This window comes from Brevibacillus fortis (assembly GCF_003013395.1).
Lineage (GTDB): Bacteria > Bacillota > Bacilli > Brevibacillales > Brevibacillaceae > Brevibacillus > Brevibacillus fortis.
Map to the genome: position 1 here is coordinate 103,503 of NZ_PXZM01000039.1, position 20,214 is coordinate 123,716.

9 protein-coding genes are annotated in these 20,214 nt (G+C 46.4%); all 9 read right to left on the reverse strand.

The window, feature by feature from the left end; translation table 11 throughout:
- Positions 1-428: 428 nt before the first annotated feature.
- The 9 genes from C7R93_RS30770 to C7R93_RS23395 all read right to left on the reverse strand — a co-directional run bounded on the left by C7R93_RS30770 (position 429) and on the right by C7R93_RS23395 (position 20,213).
- A complete protein-coding gene (locus C7R93_RS30770; protein WP_244191641.1) occupies positions 429-4,244 on the reverse strand; it encodes a discoidin domain-containing protein in 3,816 nt (1,271 codons plus the stop codon).
- Positions 4,245-4,264: 20 nt separating this feature from the next.
- Positions 4,265-5,413 carry a beta-xylosidase family glycoside hydrolase gene (locus C7R93_RS23360; RefSeq protein ID WP_106841062.1) on the reverse strand — a complete coding sequence of 383 codons (1,149 nt, stop codon included), beginning with the start codon at positions 5,411-5,413 and terminating at the stop codon, positions 4,265-4,267.
- Positions 5,414-5,425: 12 nt separating this feature from the next.
- Positions 5,426-10,060: a hypothetical protein gene (locus C7R93_RS23365; RefSeq protein ID WP_106841063.1), complete on the reverse strand. Its 4,635-nt coding sequence runs from the start codon at positions 10,058-10,060 to the stop codon at positions 5,426-5,428.
- 11 nt (positions 10,061-10,071) lie between these two features.
- Entirely contained in the window at positions 10,072-13,329 is a 3,258-nt protein-coding gene (locus C7R93_RS23370) for a 3-keto-alpha-glucoside-1,2-lyase-like domain-containing protein (protein ID WP_244191642.1), read from the reverse strand.
- Positions 13,330-13,410: 81 nt separating this feature from the next.
- Positions 13,411-14,499 carry a hypothetical protein gene (locus C7R93_RS23375; protein WP_106841065.1) on the reverse strand — a complete coding sequence of 363 codons (1,089 nt, stop codon included), beginning with the start codon at positions 14,497-14,499 and terminating at the stop codon, positions 13,411-13,413.
- Positions 14,500-14,513: 14 nt separating this feature from the next.
- Positions 14,514-16,319, reverse strand: a complete 1,806-nt coding sequence (locus C7R93_RS23380) for a hypothetical protein (RefSeq protein ID WP_106841066.1) — start codon at positions 16,317-16,319, stop codon at positions 14,514-14,516.
- A 13-nt stretch (positions 16,320-16,332) separates the two neighbouring features.
- Positions 16,333-16,752, reverse strand: a complete 420-nt coding sequence (locus C7R93_RS23385; protein ID WP_007717420.1) for a hypothetical protein — start codon at positions 16,750-16,752, stop codon at positions 16,333-16,335.
- Between the two features lie 6 nt (positions 16,753-16,758).
- Complete coding sequence (locus tag C7R93_RS23390) at positions 16,759-17,178, reverse strand: hypothetical protein (RefSeq protein ID WP_069847294.1); 420 nt, start codon at positions 17,176-17,178, stop codon at positions 16,759-16,761.
- The gene (locus C7R93_RS23395; RefSeq protein ID WP_106841067.1) at positions 17,178-20,213 is read right to left on the reverse strand and encodes a M23 family metallopeptidase; all 3,036 of its coding nucleotides are present in this window, start codon (positions 20,211-20,213) and stop codon (positions 17,178-17,180) included. Before C7R93_RS23395 ends, C7R93_RS23390 begins: the two co-directional genes overlap by 1 nt.
- Position 20,214 lies beyond the last annotated feature (1 nt).

The window sequence follows — 20,214 nt, forward strand, 5'->3', positions numbered from 1 at the left end:
GTGCACTAAGATGCTAGGGGCATCCTGGCACCAAGTAGCTACGTCCATAAAGTGGAACACATCTTCACCTGTCTTTCCTGCTTGGATCAGATGAGTAGGAAAGTTCACTACGTACATGTCCCACTCATTGTTGACCGGCCATGCGCCATTTTGAATAGGGTTTCCCTTGTATCACCTTACCGGCATTCAGGCCATCTCAAGAGATGGAGTGTTGACACACCCTATCAGCGATGACTAATCCCTTGTCTACTTTTACAAAATAAAAGAATTTAGAATAGGAAGCAGTTGCCTCTCCTGTTACAGGCGATCTTCATATCTGAAATATTTGTTCTTAATTGTCCGATTGTTGCTGGAATTGGCATGCTTTTCACCTAAAAATTTCATTGAATATTTCGAGACACGAAGTCGACTTACAATAGCTTTCATATTCAATTCACCTTGATTTTCTCAATACTCGAGTATTGTTTCACATCAAGAGTGAATGAGTACACACTATTACCGGATGGAAGCACTACGTCTTCTGTCAATTCAATCGAATAGTCGGTTTTAAGCCGTAACGTGCCATCCAAGTTCATATAACTGTCATGGTCAAAGTTAGATGCTTCGTTTTTAGAAAAGGCTGCTATCTCCCGGGTGTAATTCTGTTCACCAGGGGCAAATTTCAAAACCTCAGTAGGTGGTAATTTGTAGTCGGAAGTATAGGGGATGGTTATGCTTACTTCTTCAGGTGTGTTAGGGGAGGCTATGACTCCGAATTTGTTGACTTGAATCATAGGAAACCCGGTTGATCCGGTGTTGCCACTTCCCGGTGTGACCTTAATGAATTCGACTGAATCATCGAACCATCCATAACCTAAGGATAATAGGGTGGAGTCTGCGGAGAGATTAGCACGAATGCAAACTTCTTTCCCACCAGTTACCTCCAAAAACTTATCGAGAGTAATGTTGTTCAACCAGGTATTTCCGCCGTTTACAGATAGATCGTAGGTGACTTGCCCTTGGTGTTCAGCTACAACAATCATTTTTTTAGGTTCCGCAGGAAGCGATTCAACGTTTGTATAGAGAGTAATGGGACCAGTAGAGTACAACTCTATCTCATTTACAAATAAATGTTTTTGGTTCTCTCCCGTACCGCCAATAGAATAGCCTACGCGGTAGTATCGATATGGGGTAGAGTTCATGAAGGAAAAGTCAACCCATTTTCTAATACCATTGCCACTTAATCCTGTTGGTTGATTAAAAAGGAGTGTCCATCCAATGTTGTCATTTGATCCGTAAACGTAAAGATTCGGAGGGAAGAAAATTCCTGATATTTGATATTCGCAAAACATGGCTTTGACACGATTAATTATTTCTGGAACGGTAAGGTCAAAGTCTACCGTAGAAATTGATCCAGGAATCCCTAACTGACTAATCCATGAGCCATCAAGATAATCGGCAGCCGAGCCGTCTTTTCCTGCTTTACCATCAGTTAGTTTTGAGTTTGGTGTATTATCTGGATAATCTTTTGCTGGGATAGGATTTAGATTGTAAGTCTTGCCTTTAACTGCGTTATGTCCCATACGTTTGACTTCACCTTGTTCAATGATGAAGCCAGAAGACTTTGTTTTATCAATACCTGAGTCGTCTTGAAATGGGTCAATGACCAAATTTTTAGAGGTGTATTTGGGGAGATTGAGAGCTTCAGCAGCTCTGAAATTGGCTGTGATGAGGCCGATGGTATCGTACAAAAGGATAGAACCAAGCGAAGGATCTACCTCTACTTTAGTACCGCTATTACCGGGGGCGTTTCCTCCAGAACTTCCGCCTACCGTATCTGTATAAGTGGGGAGGGTGTCCTCGTCATACCAAATACATCCAATGCTATGGAGGACTGCTTTGTCACTCGGGTTGGCGCGTATGACAAGAGATGTACCTGGTAGGAAAGTGCTTAAATCAACTAGCTGATTCAGAGGAACAGCAGCTGTGAACGTAGTTCCTCCATCGAGTGACACATCAATGCTGATGTTTCCTTCGTACTCTGCATCCAGTACAAGGTGGGTCGGAGTCTTTGCCAATGGAATCGGTTTGGAAAACATGACAGGATTTTCATCTGAGGCTTGCAGGATTTGTACTTCAGTGACAGTCATATACGAGCTTTTATTCCAGACGGTTACTTTGACTTCATTAATAGGATAGTCTAGGTTGACAGGGTAGTGCCATGAACCGTCACCATATACTCCTTTATCTGTTTTGGAAGCGAGATTAATCCTTGGAGTAACTGCCTCCCATTTACCTGTTGATGGATTTTTTACAAAAATTTGATGATCGCAATAATCGTGTCCGTTTTGTCCTAAACTACCATTCATCCAAAGAATGATTTTATATATTTGTACAGGTGTTACCCATTTCATGAATAAGTCAGCACTTGTACCACTCTGAAGCCAGTAATCAGTATATCCACCTGGTGTTGCAATAGCATTATCGTCTGCGATTTTTTCAACGGCATAGGTTGGGGTAGTACTATTTGATTTGTAAGGTCTAAAACCAGTGCTACTATTATTCCAATCTCCAGTAGATGAAGCGATTTGAACACCTAGATCCTTCCAGCTGAAAGGTACTCCAGTAGTTTTGGTAAACTTTCCATTTCGTATTTGAAATGCTTCTGACTTAGACACATCGACCCCAGATGAATCTACAAATGCATCTGCATACAAATTATGCCGAACAGATGCTCCTTGATTCGTACTTTCCAAAGTCCGATAAGCATTACGCAAAATATTAGTTGCGGCTACGACGTCTACTAACGGTTTGGTGCTGCTACGATCGTTACCTCCTCCTTCATTACCTGGCATCTCGACTAGCATGCTATCGTCATACCAAGTAAATCCTAAAGATTTTAAACTGCCTGTAGCTGGAATGTTAGCTCGTATTTGGAGGTTTGTACCTTTTAGTGAAGAGGTATCGAGTAGCTTGTTTAAATCGATGTTGTTTACCCAAGTTGTTCCATCAAGAGTCAGGTCGAAGGTGACCGCGTCCGTATACTCCGCAGTCGTAATAATCTTCTTTGGAGAGCGGCCAACATTAACTGCTTTAGTCACGAGAGTAACAGCGTCAATAATTTCATAGAACTTAATCTCGTGCCAACCGGTATAAATCACCGGGTTTGCACTGCGATGACTGCGAAGCTTGGCCATGCGGTAATAGCGGTATGCAGTAGTATTGGTGAAGTTGTGTTCTGTTTCTGAATCAGTGTTTACATGAGATCCTGCGTAAATATCTGTCCAATTCGTATCATCGTGTGAACCTTGAAGAGTAAACGAGGCCAAACTGTACTGTCCACTGGAGATTCTACAAGGTTTGATTGCGAGCTTAGTAATAATTTTGGGGATGGAAAAGTCAATTTGCCACCAATGACCTTCTACTGGAGGAGTCACTCCATTTGAATAATAGTAATCTGTTAATACTCCGTTGATTCCCAACCATCCGGGATAACCAGACGTCTCACTAGAAGAGGATACATGATAAGGGGCGGGTTCAGTTGGACTGGACATGATGATGTTTGTATCGTGAAGCCCGGGTAAGACAGTTCCATTTATAATCCCAAAAGAAGACGATTTTTCGGTATCAATTCCTGAGGAATCGCTAAATACATCTACATACATGTTGTTTTGACGATAGGCGGATCTGTTATGTGTTTCCGCATCACGAAAGGTATTCATTAAAATATTGATTGGGGTCTGCAAATCAAAGGAGCTGCTTGAGGCTCCTCCGTTATTTCCCCCGCCACCCCCCGTACCAATCTTCCCCTGCATGTCATCCAGCCGAGCTTTCAGACTGGGAAAAGTTCTTCCATCCCGATCCCGGCGTGCAGCGACCACCTCGGCGTTCGGGTTAGAGGAGACATCGCTTTGCAACTTTAGAATGGCTTGGTCTTGCTGTGCGTTTTTTTGTTCGACTTGCGAAAGACGGAGATCTTGCGTCTGATTTTTCGCTTCTGCCGCACTGACCGTTGACGATAACGTATTCAGCCCCGTTTGAAAGGTAGAAACATCACTTTTTACGACATCAAGCTGACGATCCTGTTCATCGTTTTTGTCTTTTAGCTCACGGAATTTATCCTTTAAGCTCGGTTTATCTTCTCTGGCATCATCCAACTCCTGGAGATAGGAGTCAATTTCAGCGTGGGTACGCTTGCCCTTGTTGGCCAATTCGTTATGATCCTTGACGACCTCGGTGCCTGTTCGGGTGATTCTGACCGACATACGTTCAGCTCCTTTTCGATTTATTTGGTATAAACGGCGGACAAATTGAGACCGAAATGGACATGCGTCGTTTTATCAACGAGTGCTGGATCGGTTTCTCGGGAAATCCGCGTCCAGAAAACTTGTTCATTTCCTGCCGCAGTATCCGGCAGGGTGAAGGAATCGCCCCACGTGCCGGGCACACCGTTTTTGTCTGTGGCGACATCTACTAGCCGCTTGTACTGATCCGTACCTGCATAGGAGGTGAGAACGCCTTGGATACCTGTAAAAGTTCCATGATGCATCGTGTTTCGGGCGATCATTTTCACTTCTTTGTACTGGCCTTGGAGCATATGACCGAGAAATTCCTCCGTGTTGTCTTGCAGAGGGACCTCATTTCCTTCACCATCGATAAAAAAGAGGGTGGGGGAGGGGGAAAAGTCGTATTCATCTCCGCCCCACATTACCATCTGGTCGCTGGAGCTAATCGTTGTTTTTCCGTCAGCTTCCGCAATACGTAGGGAGCCAGTGAAAGGAATGGGATGCTGAGTCAAATCAAATTGAATGGATGTTTGGCTTGTCCGACACGTTTTGGAGTCGACAGTGGCTCCTGTGGAACCTAGCAGCTCCACGCGGGTGCCGGGGGAGAGGTTTGAAACTGTGAGAGTGGGGAGGGAGAAAACGCGGACGTGTTCAATGTCCAGATAGTCGTCTGTAGCGCTGCTGTTGAGAAACATACCGATTTTGGGGGCGAGGCGATTGAATTCTTCCGAACCGATGATGTGCCAGATGGCTCCGTCCTCGGACCAATAAGCGGTGTAGGTATTGTAGTCGCGTATTAACCGAAGCCAGGGGAAGGTTTTCGCAGTGCCTTGCGATGCATCGTAATATTCTTCTACGTGGAAAAAGTCATTGTGGTTTATGAAAACAGTTAATCCGCTTGTGCTTCCAGAAGCTTTCGGATTGTATGAATTTTTCATATCGAGGACGAATTGTTTCACGGGTGTCAGTGAATCTAAAAAGAGTTGAAGTGGCTCAGCTCCGCCTTTTAAACGGAGCGAGCCTGGTGCGTCAGTCAGCGACCACCTTGAAGAATCATTTGGTGTCATGTTCCACTTGGAATCGAGGGTTAGAGAATCGAAAGAATCCTCGAAGATGAACCCCGATTTACGCCGAGAAACTACACTCATAGAAGTACCTCCTTACGTAAATAGCCATATTCGTTTGCCAATCACACATGCCTCAGGGCGTTGTTTCCAGATCGCGAGCAAGCATTTGATCAGTGCTTCGATGCATTTGTCTCCGCTGCCGGGATCGCAGTAGGGGGTGACCAGGACCTTGTCGCAGATCCAGTTGGTTAGTTTGATGTAGTCTACTTCACAAGCATCCCAGACCTGTCCACTGCTTTGCGCGATGAATTTCCACTTATACGTATGCTTGCCTGCTTCGACAGGGTAGTAGTGATCATAGAAGCCGCCCTGTTGTGTGAAGGTGTCCATTAATACGTTGTCTATATAAAATTCGAGTTTGGAGTTGAAAGGTTCAGGAATCAGCTCCCATGTTTCTATAGCTTGGAAATCCCTCATTCGGAATGTTGTCTTGTATTCTTTGCCAGTGACGGCGCTAGTTGTGCCTTTTTGTTCGGTGATGAATTCAAAGCGATAGGAAGGGGAAGGGGTAGGCAGGAGAGAAGCGAGGCTAAAGGATTGCTTGCCTTCTTCCAGGAAGGTTTGTGAATGAATCAATGCTCCGTTTTGTCCATACACGTTCAAATGCATCTTGCTTCCGTTACAGCCACCCATCCAGATAGCGGTGTTCTCGGTGACCTTGAATCCGAGGACGGTACAGGATGACTTGTCGAGAGGCTTCACATCTTCCAATTGCACATGTGCGTCCGATAGGGAAACCATGTCGTCGCATTTCGTTAAAAATCGGTAATTGACTTTGTACCTTTTTGCTTCCGGGGTATTGTTGTTTAATGCAACTTCGATTAATTGCTCGTCATCACCATCGTATTCATCCTCGGAGATCAATTCGTCGGAATCCTCGTCATAGACTCTGACACGCAATCTCGTGTCTTTGCATAAACGAACAGGATCAGGACTTTCCCATACTTCTATGGCATCTAGCCAGCACCAGGAATCGGGAGGGATTACCCATTCTTTAGCAGGTGGGGTCGGGGGAGTTCCGGTATAAGGGGTTTCTTTTTTGGGGTAGTAATGTCCGGTGGAGTCGTGACAATAATCTTCCCATTTCTCTTTGAAATTTCCTTTAGACAGTTGAAAAGATCCGCCATTATTGTGTAATCCGCCCTTAGTTCCAGGTCCTTTTACAAGTGTATATCGGATGTGATAGGTTTTACCTGGTGGAATGATTAGCTGTATCGGATGCTCTCTCTCTGCTTTATTGTAGGAGCTTACACTGTTAAAGTAGGCTGGGTATGGTTTACCTATTGATTTTCCTGTGGATTTATCGATGACTTCCATTTTTACTTGTGTCGTGTCATAAAGATCCGTTCCTCCGTTAGAGCTTTGTGTGGCGGTGATTTCCAGATTGTTGATAGCAACATACTGCAAATCATAGTCTACGCTGTCGTGGTCTTCGTATTTATCGTAGATAATTAGATGCAAAAACCATTTTCCAAATGGTTTTTCTCCTTTGGCTTCCTCGGTAACCGGAGTAGATTTTGACCAATCTATGTTTTCATAATTTCGAGAGCTACCTTCATTTTTGGTCGTGTCCCATATTATCTCACCGTCATCTTTTAGACTAGAAGATAATCGCATCTCAAAGGATGCACGATGGCCCTCATATTCGTATGTGAGAGTTCTTCCACGCCGCCGGCTATATTTCCCCCTAAAGAGTGAAGCACATTGAAAGCGAAATGTCATAAAACCGCCGCCAGTGAAGGTGATAGTTTGTTTAATTTTTTGACCGGGTTGGATTGAATCTGTAAATAAAACGGGATATCCCTTTATCATCTTCAGATTTGAATCTAATTTCAATTCACTATAATCGAGAGTAGCTTTTAAAGGAGCGTTATTCGGTATGCCTGTTCCCCCAAAAACTTTAAGTTTCTCGGAATAGGTATAAGAGGCAAAACTAGGAGCAGTTACTTCCCGAGTGACAATCCCACCATTTTTTGATTGCTCATGTCCCTTATAAAACATTTTTCCTGTGATACTACTAGGTAATCCACTATCGTAAAGGGAATAATCGATGTCATGATTCTTAATCCCAGCCTTGTAACATTTTTGTCCCCCTTCCTCCGGGGTAAGTTCTTCAGAGCCGTCAGTACCTCCTGAACCACTGCCTCCAGCCCCTGAACCAGATCCTACCTCTACCTCGATTTCTTCCAAATCCTCGTAAACCCATTTCAAAGAATGCTTTCCAGCAGGGAGTGCAACTTCCCGATAAAGACCTACGGCTGCTTCGTGATTTTCGTTTCCTTCCCAAATCAGTTTGCCGTTATCATATAGCTTCAACGATTCATAACGACTGTACTTTCCTCCATATTCAAAGCGGACAAAGCCAGGGTTCTTCAATTCAATATCACGCAAATAAACGCGGTTTGTGGTTCCATCCTGATCTTTGACCATCAATACGCCATCATCAATATCGCCTGTGTTCGATTCAGGATGATAGAGCTGGTAAATGTCTACCCATTTCCAGTTATCCCGGACATCTATATCTCTGCTCCAACGTTCGTCACCTGAATTGAAATCCTCTGAAAAGATACGAACGTATTTGGTTCGATCCGGGTCAAAGTCTGTTACATCAATGGCAGGCTCCAGTAAAACCTTCTCAGTAAAATTCAGTGAAGCTCCTGGGTTCAGTTTCACTTGGTAATCTATCTCTGCCCGATTCTCAGCAGTGGTTGCCATCTTTTTACTCCGGTTGAATTCCCAATCATTGGAGCGATCTACGGAAATATAGCTTCCGAAGCGGCCGCGTATTTTTTCGGAATCATCATCGTAATCAAAGTCTGTGCTCTTTTCAGCTCGAAAAGGCTCTTCTGTATAGCTGTCTGTCACTCGAAAGGTAATCGTATGAGTGCCTTTGGTAAGAGGTATTTTTGCTGATTGAATCTCTGTGGTAGAGGCTGACACAAGCACTTGCTCCCCGTTAACCAGCACCTCCAGCAATTCAGAGGGACGAAAATCACAAGCATAATCAAATTCAAACCAGCCATCGTCAAAAAGAGTAACGGTGGTTGATGCATCTCCAATCCCTTGACGGATGGGGTCTTCCATTACCAATGCTTGCATATTGAAATCGGGATGAGACCACCTTTTCCAAACGTTTACGCCGGAAAAAGAGAAGTGTGCTGTATCTGCGTCCAAATCTGAGATAACTTGCGGATTGTAATGATCGACCGACAGCGGAGGGCAGATTATTTCAACTTCGCCCTTTACGTCGACTGTCGTCTTATCTCCTACGTGAACATTGTAAGTAATGTTGGCATCACCAGATTTGGTTTCAGAATAGTGTTCATAGGGATCTAGTGACCATGGAGGGCCGTGATGAGAAGAGGCGTGACTTCCATGCAGGCCGCTACCATGCATAGCGTTTTGCTGAAAAGTGTCATCAAAAAAGGTGTTAACATCGAATTGATAGGGTGGAGTCACTCTTCCCATTTTATGACTCCAAGAAAAAACACCGTCACATTCGTTGTCAAGTGAAATGGCGACTTCTCTCCCATTGATATCCTCGGTCACTTCACCGTTATAGTAAGTCGTCATGATGCTTTTACTTGATCTGGTCAGCCATTCCCATTTGGGATCGGCAAAAGCCTTATTCCCCAACGTATCCACATCCGGCGGCGTTTGCTCATCCAAGCTCTGCACCACCTCAACACACTCCACATCTTTAACATAAACGGCATTTTCCCCAAACCGGCGATCACTCATCCGACGCACAAACCAATCAAACTTGTACGTCTGCCCAGGCTTGACGTGAAACTTCGCTTCCTGCCAGCTGCTGTTCTGATTCCATTCCCCGCCAACCTGATTGTTGTTGATAAAAAACAGCAACCCATCGCCAGGAGCGGTGCTAGCCATGTACTTAAAACGAATAAAGCCTTGCTTTTTAAAGCGCCATTGAAAAGTCACTTTGCTGGAGTTGCCATGCTTGAGAGTGGCCACATCCAGCTTCATGATATTTTCGTTCCCCGCCATCTCATTGGTGCCGACAGAGTGAACCATTTTCCATTCCTGATCTTCCGTCGAGGAAACGTAACGGAACAAGCCGTGAAACTTATCCGACAGCGGGAGAGTCCGCATATCGAAGGTCGGGACTTCTTTATTGATGGCATCGTAATGATTGAGATAGTAGCCGCTAAAGTGATGATAGTAAGGAGCCGGACAAACAGGCAGCGAAACATCTTGATGGGTTCCATCCGGCTGCTCAGCGTTTTTCAGGATTTTGTAAATGCAATCTCGTACCATGAGCAGGGCGCGCTGGTAGTCGTTTTTTTGCGGATCGATTTGCTGGTTGACCCACCATTCCAGGCGACGATACATATTCCACAGCGCTTCACGGCAACGAACCTTGGCGTACCAATTTTTGTCCCGGACGAATTGCTCAATCATCTGATCGATCATGCTTTCGAGAGAGTCGAGATTGACCGTCTGCCAACGACCAATCTGACCCTTGCCGGGATCACCTAGTAGCGGATTCTGATATCCAGCGTAACGATCCTCTGCGCGAGGACGGTTGGGGCTGTCCGGATTGTCCGGATGATTCGGGTGGAATGCGCCCTCTACCAATGAGGAGCGTATTTTTCCGAATGTGACGTTGCCCACTGATTTAGAAAAAATGCCAAACGTATGACCCAAAATGATCACCTCTAATCGGTAAAATCGTATTGCAGGTTATGATCTACCCAGACACGGATGCGGTTGCCTGTAACCCAAACACGAAGCGTATACCATTTCTCTTTTTCCCAAGCAAACGGGTTCATCGGGGTAGAGTACATAGTTGATCTGCCATTCTCTACTTTAAAAAGCTGCATGGGTCGCGGCATACCGCTTGCGCTTCCGTCACTGACGACGAACATCCAATAGTTCTGGTCGTTATGATATTTGAACACGATACCAGCGCTGTCTCCATCTGTGGGCTCATCGACTTTGAAATCGACCTCAAACTGATAGTCTGAATAGGTAAAGTCGTTTCGAATGTAGCCGCTCATGCCACTGGAGCCTTTTGGATGGGTAAAAGTGCCTTGGTCGCGATTATGCTCCCATGTGCCAGAACCAAAACGAGTCCAGTTGTCTTGTCCCAGTGCGAGTGCATTCATATCCGTCGTCCATGGATAGTACGCATTGAATGGATCGTGAGGATCGTAAGCTTCTGGAACGGAAAAGCCACCTGACCAATGCTCTGGATCGTGTTCAGCTTCGAGTACATCGTTGGAGTAGTCGTAGACCAAACTTTGTCCTATTTCTTCTATACGATCTGCCCACGCACTCTTGTAGTCGCGAACGGAAAGTAATGGCTGCTCGATATGACCTTTTCCTCGATCCAATTGGCCAGCCAAGTATTCCAGGATGACAGCATCTGCGAGTTCTTTTTTACCCATGATTTGGGTGAGAAGCGAGGTAGCACGCTCTTGGTTGTTGGCTACCCAATCCGCGTTGATAACAGCTTGATCTGGTTGCTTGTAACTGAGGATGGATTCGATCAAATGAGCTGCTGCTTCCGGCTGATAAGCAATTAGTTGCTCATGCAATACCGTTTGTTCCAGCGCGAGCTTGGCATACTTTTGCCACTCATCGTCTTGCAGTTCCCCATCACGCGCACTTTTTTCTGCCACATCGAATAAATCGACGAGGCAACTAGCTCGTTCATGCGGGGAGGTAGCGAAGAGATAGCCGCTGCACAATTCCGTGATTCTACTGCGCAGCAGTGCGGTGACTGGCAATTCGTCAAGATCGCTGGCGTGAGCGGATTTACGAGCGGTATGCTCGTCGAATAAAAAGGACGGATCGGGTTCCATGTAACCAAAAGGATGCTCAATTTGCAGCTCGACTGGACGGAATACATCTTCGCCAACGAGTGCTTCGGCAATAGTTGCAGGAGCTGCCTCCATTTGGCTGGTGATTTCCACCTCTTCCACCGTGGAAGAGAGCAATCCTTCCCGTTTTCCTGCAACCCCGTCCTCCTCCAAATGCGAGAGAACTTCATTCGGGCGGATGGACTCCCATGTCTCAAAGGAAAGAATGCCAGCCCTGTCTTGCAATGTTTTACTGAAAATGACCTCAGATTCGATCAATGCCTGAACCCGCGTCCGCACACCCTCCAAAAATTCCTCATCCACGAAAGCATCGAAAGTCTTGTTGGTCAGCGCCCATTCCATGAGTGCTTCCAAAATACTCTGACCATCTGTCAGGCGCGAGGCAAAAATCATGTCGTCCATCAGGTGGGAAGGAAATTCTTTAGAGGCGAGGATATCCTCTAAAAGATGAGCGGGCAGTAACCGTAAGATGGTCGCGAAGACCATATCTTCAGCCAGGAGACTTGGTCGCATATTTTCCAAGAGGGCGAAAATGTCATCCTCATCCTGATAAAAAGATGGCTTAGGTGCTTTGCCCCCACTAAGATCGATGGCGCGTTCCTTTTCCCAGAGATGAGTAGCACGCATGAGCTGGCGATCTGCGCGAACGTCATCCGTCACAATTGAAGCAGGGCGAGAAAGGTGTTTCTTTCCGAGCTGAAAAGGCTGAGGAATCCAGAGCTGAGTTACTTTTTCGCGCAGAGAATCAGAGAGGGGATTTGGGATAAACAGATGGTGGCTGTTTTGTCGAGAGGCTTGTTCGAGATAAGTCAAGAGTGAAGCATCTGTTTGAATCGTTCGGGTTCCAGAAAGCTGTGACAGGAGAATAGCGAGTTCCGAAACCACGTCTCGATTACCGATTGTATATTCCGTCATGAGTGTGCCTGGCGATTGATAGGGACGAGCAGCGTGGAGTCGAGAGCGATTAATAAACAAGTCATTATGGTACGGACGGAAGCCTGTTGGTGAATAGGAATCTAGAGTGAGAAGACGAGTGAAATCTCGATAGCCCCAGTCGCGATTCTGTAAAATGGAGCCACCTTGGCTCATGGTTCGAAAACCTGTAGAAGTGCGATGGATAGCTAAGTCTTGCGTAGCGATCCTGCTTGCACGGTGAAGGAAGTGCAGCAAGGCGTCATACTGACGGGCTTTGAGGTAAGCCCAGTCCATGTCGCGAAGCACCTTCGTCGGCTTTGTTTTAATCCGGTGGAAGGCTTGCACGAAGTGTCGGGTCATCTCGAAGGTAAAATGACGCTCGCCAATAGAATGGGACCAATCCGTAAACATGGCATGTCTGTTATTGCGGCTGGAAAGAGGTAGACTGCTATCAATAGATAGGTGGTGAGCGATCGATCTGGTCGCGTATTCTCTTTCCATCTGCACAAAGAGCAAGGCCCAAAACTTTCGCTCAGCCAAGCTTCTTTCATTGTTTACGAATAAATCTAAGGTAGAAAAACGCTCTCCCGTGAACCATTCGTTCATCTTTTTTCCGGCGAATCGCTCAGTCCGTGTTGCGCTAGGTTTCTCTTTCCCAACGGTAGCTTCTGTAGAAATAGAACGGCTTGCCGATGCTGGTGGCAAATCAATATGCAGTTCATCCTTATGCACACGCACAGACATTTGAGCAGGGTTGAGCTTAGCCATTCCTGCTGCTTTGATCCGATCTGATAAATGTACGCGACGTATGACTTGTAATGGCTGCTTGATAATCCGGTCAGCATCCAAGGGTTCGTCCTGAAGCATACCTTCCTTAAGAGGAGAGCGCTCGGATACCACGATTAGCTCCATAGGATTTGCCATGCTGGTATCATTCCGGATCATATCCTGCAAAGAGTCTTGAAAATCAGCGGAAAATGATTTCCGATTCGCGAGCAAATAATCCAGCATGACCATACTGGCACTTTGTCCGTAGGGAATATAGACGAAGGAATACTTACGGGAGGGCGAAGTCGTGAAAGTTACTTTTCCTATATAGTTGCGAATAGAAGCGGAGTGATCTGCAAGTCTGAATTGATAGGCTGCTAGTGAAGAAATCCCGGTCAAATGGTTCACCTCCCAAAAAGAAGGGGGAAGACCAGATATGTATTCTAGTTTCCCCCTTATGCTAGCTATACGGTTTTAGAGGGACTTCTTTTAGTAGCGAACTTCCTTCAGGAATGCGACCCCCATTTTTACGTTGGCGGAGTAGTTCATGAAATTCTGCTCGGTATTGTGGTCGAAATAGCGGTAAACTTCCTGTTTGTGTTTCTTGGTCGTGTCGCTTGGATCGACATCAATGATCAATTCATCCAAGTGGAGGATATTATTTTTCGATACAGCAATGCATGCATCCAAGCTGCCGCGGTATCCATCGTAGCCATGCACGACATAAATCGGGCTCAAATGGTAACGGCGTGTCCAAGCAGATGCGTTAAAGCCTTGTGGCTCCAGCAGCAATCCAGTATCGCCTAGAGGACCATCCTTATATGCCTTGCCCGGCTGTGGAGCTTGGGTAATGAAGGCAGGGTAGTGCTTTTGGAAGCGAATGCCCGATTTTGTCGCCAGCATTTGCAAGGTGTTGTTGCCAAAAGAGGTGTATTGACCATAATCGTGTGGGGCGATAGGAGCAGCAGGTTCAGCAGCGATAGCTCCTGCTGTCAGCATGATGTTTCCAACTACATCATCCATGTTGTACTTGAATGGCTTAAGTGCGCCTACGTACAAGAAGCTCTTGCGATAATCTTCAAAGTGAACAGCTGGATCGCCAACGGCAACAAGAGAAAGGCGATTATTCATCACATTCATGTACAGGTAGACAGGTTTATCAATCGTACGATCTGTCGGTTTGCCATTCACGACGAATTTCTCGTCAGCCCATTCGAAATTGACTGGATGTCCTTCTGTTGCGAAGGTTTTAGCTGTCGGGTTGAATCCTTCCAATACTTGTGCCGTCAAGGAGCTATGTTCCTTCGGGTTGGTGAAGCCTGGATTAACGAATTTGACATAAAACTCTTTGGTCACGTTGTTGATGTTAGAGATGCCCTTCAAGACAAGCTCGGAGGTTTTGCCAGAAGCGGAATCTTTTTTGGTGAGATCGGTCATGACTGTCCAGGTCGATTTCTCCTGTGTTTCACCAGCAGTTGCATTATGCTGATAGTTGGTAAGTTGCTCAATTTCAGATTTAATCGTATCTAAGAGCTCTTTAGAAGTGGTGATTTTTTCAATGTATTTAAAATTGGCCATGTGAAATTCCTCCTTTAATATACTTCTTTTAAGATGGCGATCGTGCAGTCAGTAGGGTTTGGGGAGTACTTGAAGAAGTTGACAGGGGTATTGATTCGGAAGAACTTGTAAACCTCTGTCCATGTTCCGGCAGCGGGGTCCTTCGGATCTTTCGGTTCCTCTGTATCTACGACGAGCTCGTCCTTGTTGATCAGATTATGGTCCTCGATTGCTACGACACTGTCGAGGTAGCCCCGATAGCCTTCGAACTGGTGTACCAGATAGATCGGCGACGCATGATATTTCTTCGTCCATTTCGAGCTTTGGAAGCCGTTTGCTTCGAGTACCATTTTGGACAGCTCTGGAGGGAGCGTGCCCACTCCATCATATTTGGGGAGCTGGGTAATGAAGGCAGGGTAGTACGCTTGGAAGTAAACGGAGCTACGGGTTTGCAGCATGGAGAAGGAGTACATGCCGTTGGAGGTATAGCGTCCCCAGCCCGAGTAATTAGGATTGGTGTCCTGTTTGATGTCGGCAGGAAGGAAGCCTGATTTTTCCTTTGTCAAATCACCCATGCCGACAGTAATTCCAAAATTGCCTTTATGGTCATAGTCAGCAAAAGGAATGGTTTTCCCGATATAAGCAAAGCTGCTGTAGTAGGCATCCATATCAGGCGAAGGGTCGCCCTCAATCACGATTGCTACGCGGTCATTGCTGATAGAAAGGTTGTATTCTACCCAATAGTCGGGGCGACGCTTCTTGTTCGGTACCCAGGAAACGACGGAGTCCGCACCATAGAAAAAGTGGGAGGAAGGGCTTTTGATTTCGACCTTGTTATCATAATCAAGTACCCAAGCTTCGTGGGGTGGGGTGTATTTATCGGTTTCATCGGGATTGTTCCATTTGTTGTATTGCAGCTCCGCTTGTTTTTGGTCGAGGATGACCGGGGCTTTGCCGGGGATGACGGTGCTTTTATCGCAGGCTAGCAGGTAGGTATCTGCAGATTTTCCTACGGGATTTTTACCAGTGAAGCCTTTGCCGTAGGACAGATCCAAGTAGTTGTACTGATTGATAGGGTGTTTCAACATGACGAAGTAGTCGTTAGGCGTTTGGCCTGAAGGTACGTCAGGAACAGCTTTTAGGACGACAGTTCGGTCGTAGTGATGGACGGGATTTGCAACGTATTTGACCATTCCGAATTTGTAAGGAGTAGGACGGACATAGGTCCATTCCCAAGAATAGTAATATACCGACCATTGTCCTTTTGACAGAAGATCGTTCCAGTCAGAGGGCATTTGTGTGATGAGCTTGTACTCGTCCCACTCTGTTCCAGGAGTAAAGGTTACCCCATCCAGTTCATACTTACCTTGTTGTAAAACATAGCATTTCTTACCGACAACGTTGGCAGGGTCGGTATCATCGACATTAACCACCAGTAGACCAGGAACAGAAAGGGTAATATCGTTGCTTTCATCATCTTTATAGACAAACTCTTTTACCTGAATTTTTTTACTAGACTTTACATTTTCTGCATTGATTGTTTCAAAGATATAGCCATTTGCATCAACAAGCAAAGTCCCTCCATTACCTCGCAAATCTCTCAAATCAGGCAACACATAAACCTGATAAGTCTTCCCATCCGTATGCTTGTACGTCCCTTGCGTATTCGCAACAGTCGTCTTCGTATACGAAACCCACTTATCTTCATTGACCTCAAACACCTTTTCCCAGCGGTTCGTGGTATCCGGGATTTTGGCGTTGACGATTTCATCAGCCAGCTTGTTGATGAGCAAATCGGCTGTGACCTCGCCCTCGATCCAAGCTACTTGTTTACTAGGCATCCATACGCCTCCTTTACAGTTTCTTGCGTAAAAATTTCACATTGTACCAAACTTTCTTTTCCGTACCTGAAATGTTGTGGAAGTCAAAGCGGACCTGCGCATTTGGCTTCAACGGATAGACGATCCCAAAGCTGTTTCCCATCGAGACGGACTCCGGGAGCTCTTTGGTATAAATCGTTTCACAGACCTTCACGCCGTCCAGACTCAGCTCCCAGTAATCGCCGACGCAGTAATTATTGGTAGCAAACGCCACGGATAAAAATTCTGTCGGATAGGGAAGGGCATAGGTATCGGAAAAGACTTGCTTGGAGGCGGTCACATCAAGCATGCGTCCGCGAATGAAGGGCTCAGTAAATTTGGAAAAGTGCGGGTAGGGGAGCTCTCGTACCTTGTCGATTACGCCCCCGCCCGAATAAACAACGGAGAAGCCCACTTGTACTCACCTCTCTTTCTCTATACGAAGGACATCGGTGCCAGTTAAGAGGCCCCTCGTATCATAGAGTAGACGGATCAGGTAAGATCCTACCGTTTTTCCGTCAGGTGCATATCCCGCAGTGGTAACTGAGGTCAAGCGCCAAAGAGAATAGTACTCCCAGTCTGGATGGAGCTGATCGACTTCAAGGGGGAAGGTGGTAGTATCTGTAGAGCCAAACGTGAGGGAAATGTCCAGCATGTAGCCAGACTCGTAGAATAGCTTGGCACCCGTGACCTTTTCGGGATCGAGGGGATGCTCCCGGATCAATCGAACAGAGGGCTCCTCTGCGAACGGGTCTGCCGTGACTGTCGTGGTACGGTGCACTTCATCACGGATCAGATCGAGGATGGGGTAAATCAAATAATCATTGGCAATCCCGGCCATTACACCATCGCCCCCTCGTTGTTGCTCCAAAATAAATCGAGGATTTGCATATAGCCGTTCTGCGCGTCAAACATCGTGCGAATTCCTTTGATGGTATACGCTTCGCGGGTGGTTGTATTGGAGTCGATAATGTAAATGCGATCGAGAACATCCAAGGCAGGGTTGCCGGGGATGGAAATTTGCAGCGTACGGCACAAGCGTTTTATATCAAAAAAGGATCGCCGCGCGGCCAGTCGCTTCAATTCGTCTGTCTTTGCAGAAGGAACGTGCCTCACGCCTGTACGGACCTCGCCTTTTAGCTCCATCAAAATCTCCGTGTCTACGAAATGACCAGCCTTATTTTCTTCATCCAAAATGACAAGATGGCTTCTGCCACGGGAAAAATCGATCGTCTTATGAATCGTGATCAAATTGTCGTGCTCCGTAAAAGTAGCAACAATCGGCCGATTCATATCAATCTCTTCCAAGCGATACGTACCATAACGGTCACAATAGGAACGGAAATCTGTATCTTTCATGATTTCCGCGATGGCTTCTCCGACTTTGTATTGATACGATTTGAATTTGCGTCCGGGTGGCTCAATAAAAGGATTTTTCCAACCTTTTGGGGTCAAAATGGATTCGGCATCGACTTCCACGAATTCTCCTTCTTTATCAGGCACAGCCTTGAAAACCTTGCCTGTCGCCTGCGTCACGTGGCTGTAGCTTGTTTCTTGTACAATGGCATAGGGGTAGTAAATGTCTTGCGGATTGCTGCGCCAGCCATACATTCCTGCATGGGCGATCAAGTCTTGTACGATGGCGGATTTGAGGTAGGCGGCTTTGGCAGTTGGTTCGGTTGGGACAGGTGCGTTACCCTCCCACTCAGGGATCGAATCAAACTCCGTGCTGGAACGGAACTTTTGATAGATTTGCCACACGCTGTTATACCAATTCGTATCGCTCGCCCATTGGAAAGCCCCCTTGTCTCCTCCTTGCCAAAAATATTTGACGTCGTCGACTGATTGGAAGCGCCAGCCTTTGCTCGCCATGGCCTCCCGATAGCGAACGGCACCACGATAGAGCTGCCGTTCAATCCCTTGGTATTGCGGGTCGCATTTTTCACCGGTATAGCATCCATACCCGAGAATGAAGTCCCCTGGAGGAAGACCTTTCCCCAGCGTCCCCATTTTTGTCTCATGCTCGGCAATGGCAAGCAAAAATTTATAATCGAGCTCGGGACCTTGCTGCTTGGACTGCTTTTTGGCCATCGAGATGATTTTGTCCCGGCGAGACATCGAGGAAAAAACGTTGGTATCATGTGCGGCAGAATGTCCGACGTCTGGGGGATACTGCTTGTCTTCGGTAATGACCTTGTTCAAAATCTTCTTGTACATATCACGGCAGTAAAGGGTCATGGTCGATTCCTCGCCATTCATATCGAGCTTGTCGATCAGCCCAGTAAATACGCGCATCAAATTCAGACCATAGCCCATGTAAATCCGGACAGGAGTATTTTCAGAGAGAACACCAACATGAAATCCATTCACAAAATAAGACCAAGGGGTTTCCTTGTAGGTTTCGGGAAAGTAAAACGGATTATAGTCCGGGCTGTAGTAGCCGCCCGGGTTTGAAATCGTGATCCGTGCCTCGCATGAATCCATTTCAAACTGGTCGTCCATTTCGATGTGGTTAATATTGTCGAGGGTAAGAGTGTCCATATAGACGAACTTTCCGACCTGGAGCGATACTTTTCGCGGCTGACCAGGCATGAAGGTGCTCGTAATTTCCCGTTCCTCAAAAAACTCCTGCTGCACAGTGGGATCGACTTTTTCTTTGTTCCCGTACAGATCGGGGCGCCCTTGCAATTCCTTAATCTGAATGTACTGGAGGGAAAAACAATTGACTTGCTTTCCATTCCAAAACAGCTCGATACGGATTTCCATTTCGCCATTGGGAAAGGGGATATCACGAATCTCTACGTTTTCAGTCCCGGTGAATTTGTTGACCTTGATTTGCATTTTTCCATTGAAAAAAACGCGCAGCTCGCCAGCACCTTCACCGAAGTTGGTGGAGAAACCCATGCTAAAAATTCCGGGGTGAACGGAGGTCAGCTTGAGATTCATGCCTGTTGTAACGGTCGGGGAAGGGAAGACGGTCTTGTACCCTTTGGGATCAAAGGTAAAGGTGAGGTTGCTATGCTCCGTCGAGCTTCTCTCGATCATGGATAGCTTTTTGGTCAGCTCGTCTACTTTGTAGACAGATTTTGTGTGCCACGTATTATTGGTAAACCGTTCGTCAAAAAGAGTTGCTCCTGGTGTTCCAACATAGGTGGCATCGGTAGTGACTCCTGCGCCGTTATTGGAAGAGGCAGCGAACAGATGCTTCGAGCCATTCATATAAGGAAACGGATCGATGACGGCTTGTCCGTTCCAGACCTCAAAGTGCAGATGAGCTCCTCTTCCTTTGGAGCGGGGGGAATTGGGATCGTCATAGGTGCCCATTGTCTTAACCCCGGCAGAGCGGACATCGCCTGTATTGCCACTTTTTCCGATTGTGGTGCCCTGCGTGACATAATCCCCTGTTTTGACGTGGATTTCGCTCATATGGGCGTAGCGTGTCCAGATGCCATCCGCATGTTGAATTTCTACGCGATAGCCGTAGCTCGTATATTTTTCAGACACGCTCACTTTTTTTACCTTGCCAGCCCATGTAGCTTTGATAGGTGTATCGACCGGACAAGCGATATCAATCCCTTGGTGGTTACGATTGTCGCCCATATAGGCGGTAATATCTCGGATGCTTTTGCCCTCAACGGGAAAGACAAAAGGAATCTTAGAGAGATCAGTTCCTCCCTCTCCTGAACCATCCTGAATGATGGTGCGGGTCAATGTTTTCTCTTCCCGCGGATCACTCATAATGAAATCGAGCTCTTCGGTACGGCCCGGCACGAAGATGAGTCGATCTATCTCGACGCGACACGCGGGCTTCGATAATTCTCCCAGTTTGAGTCTTGCGGAGAGAATTCTGCGCAGTTCATTGGACATCGTTTGCATG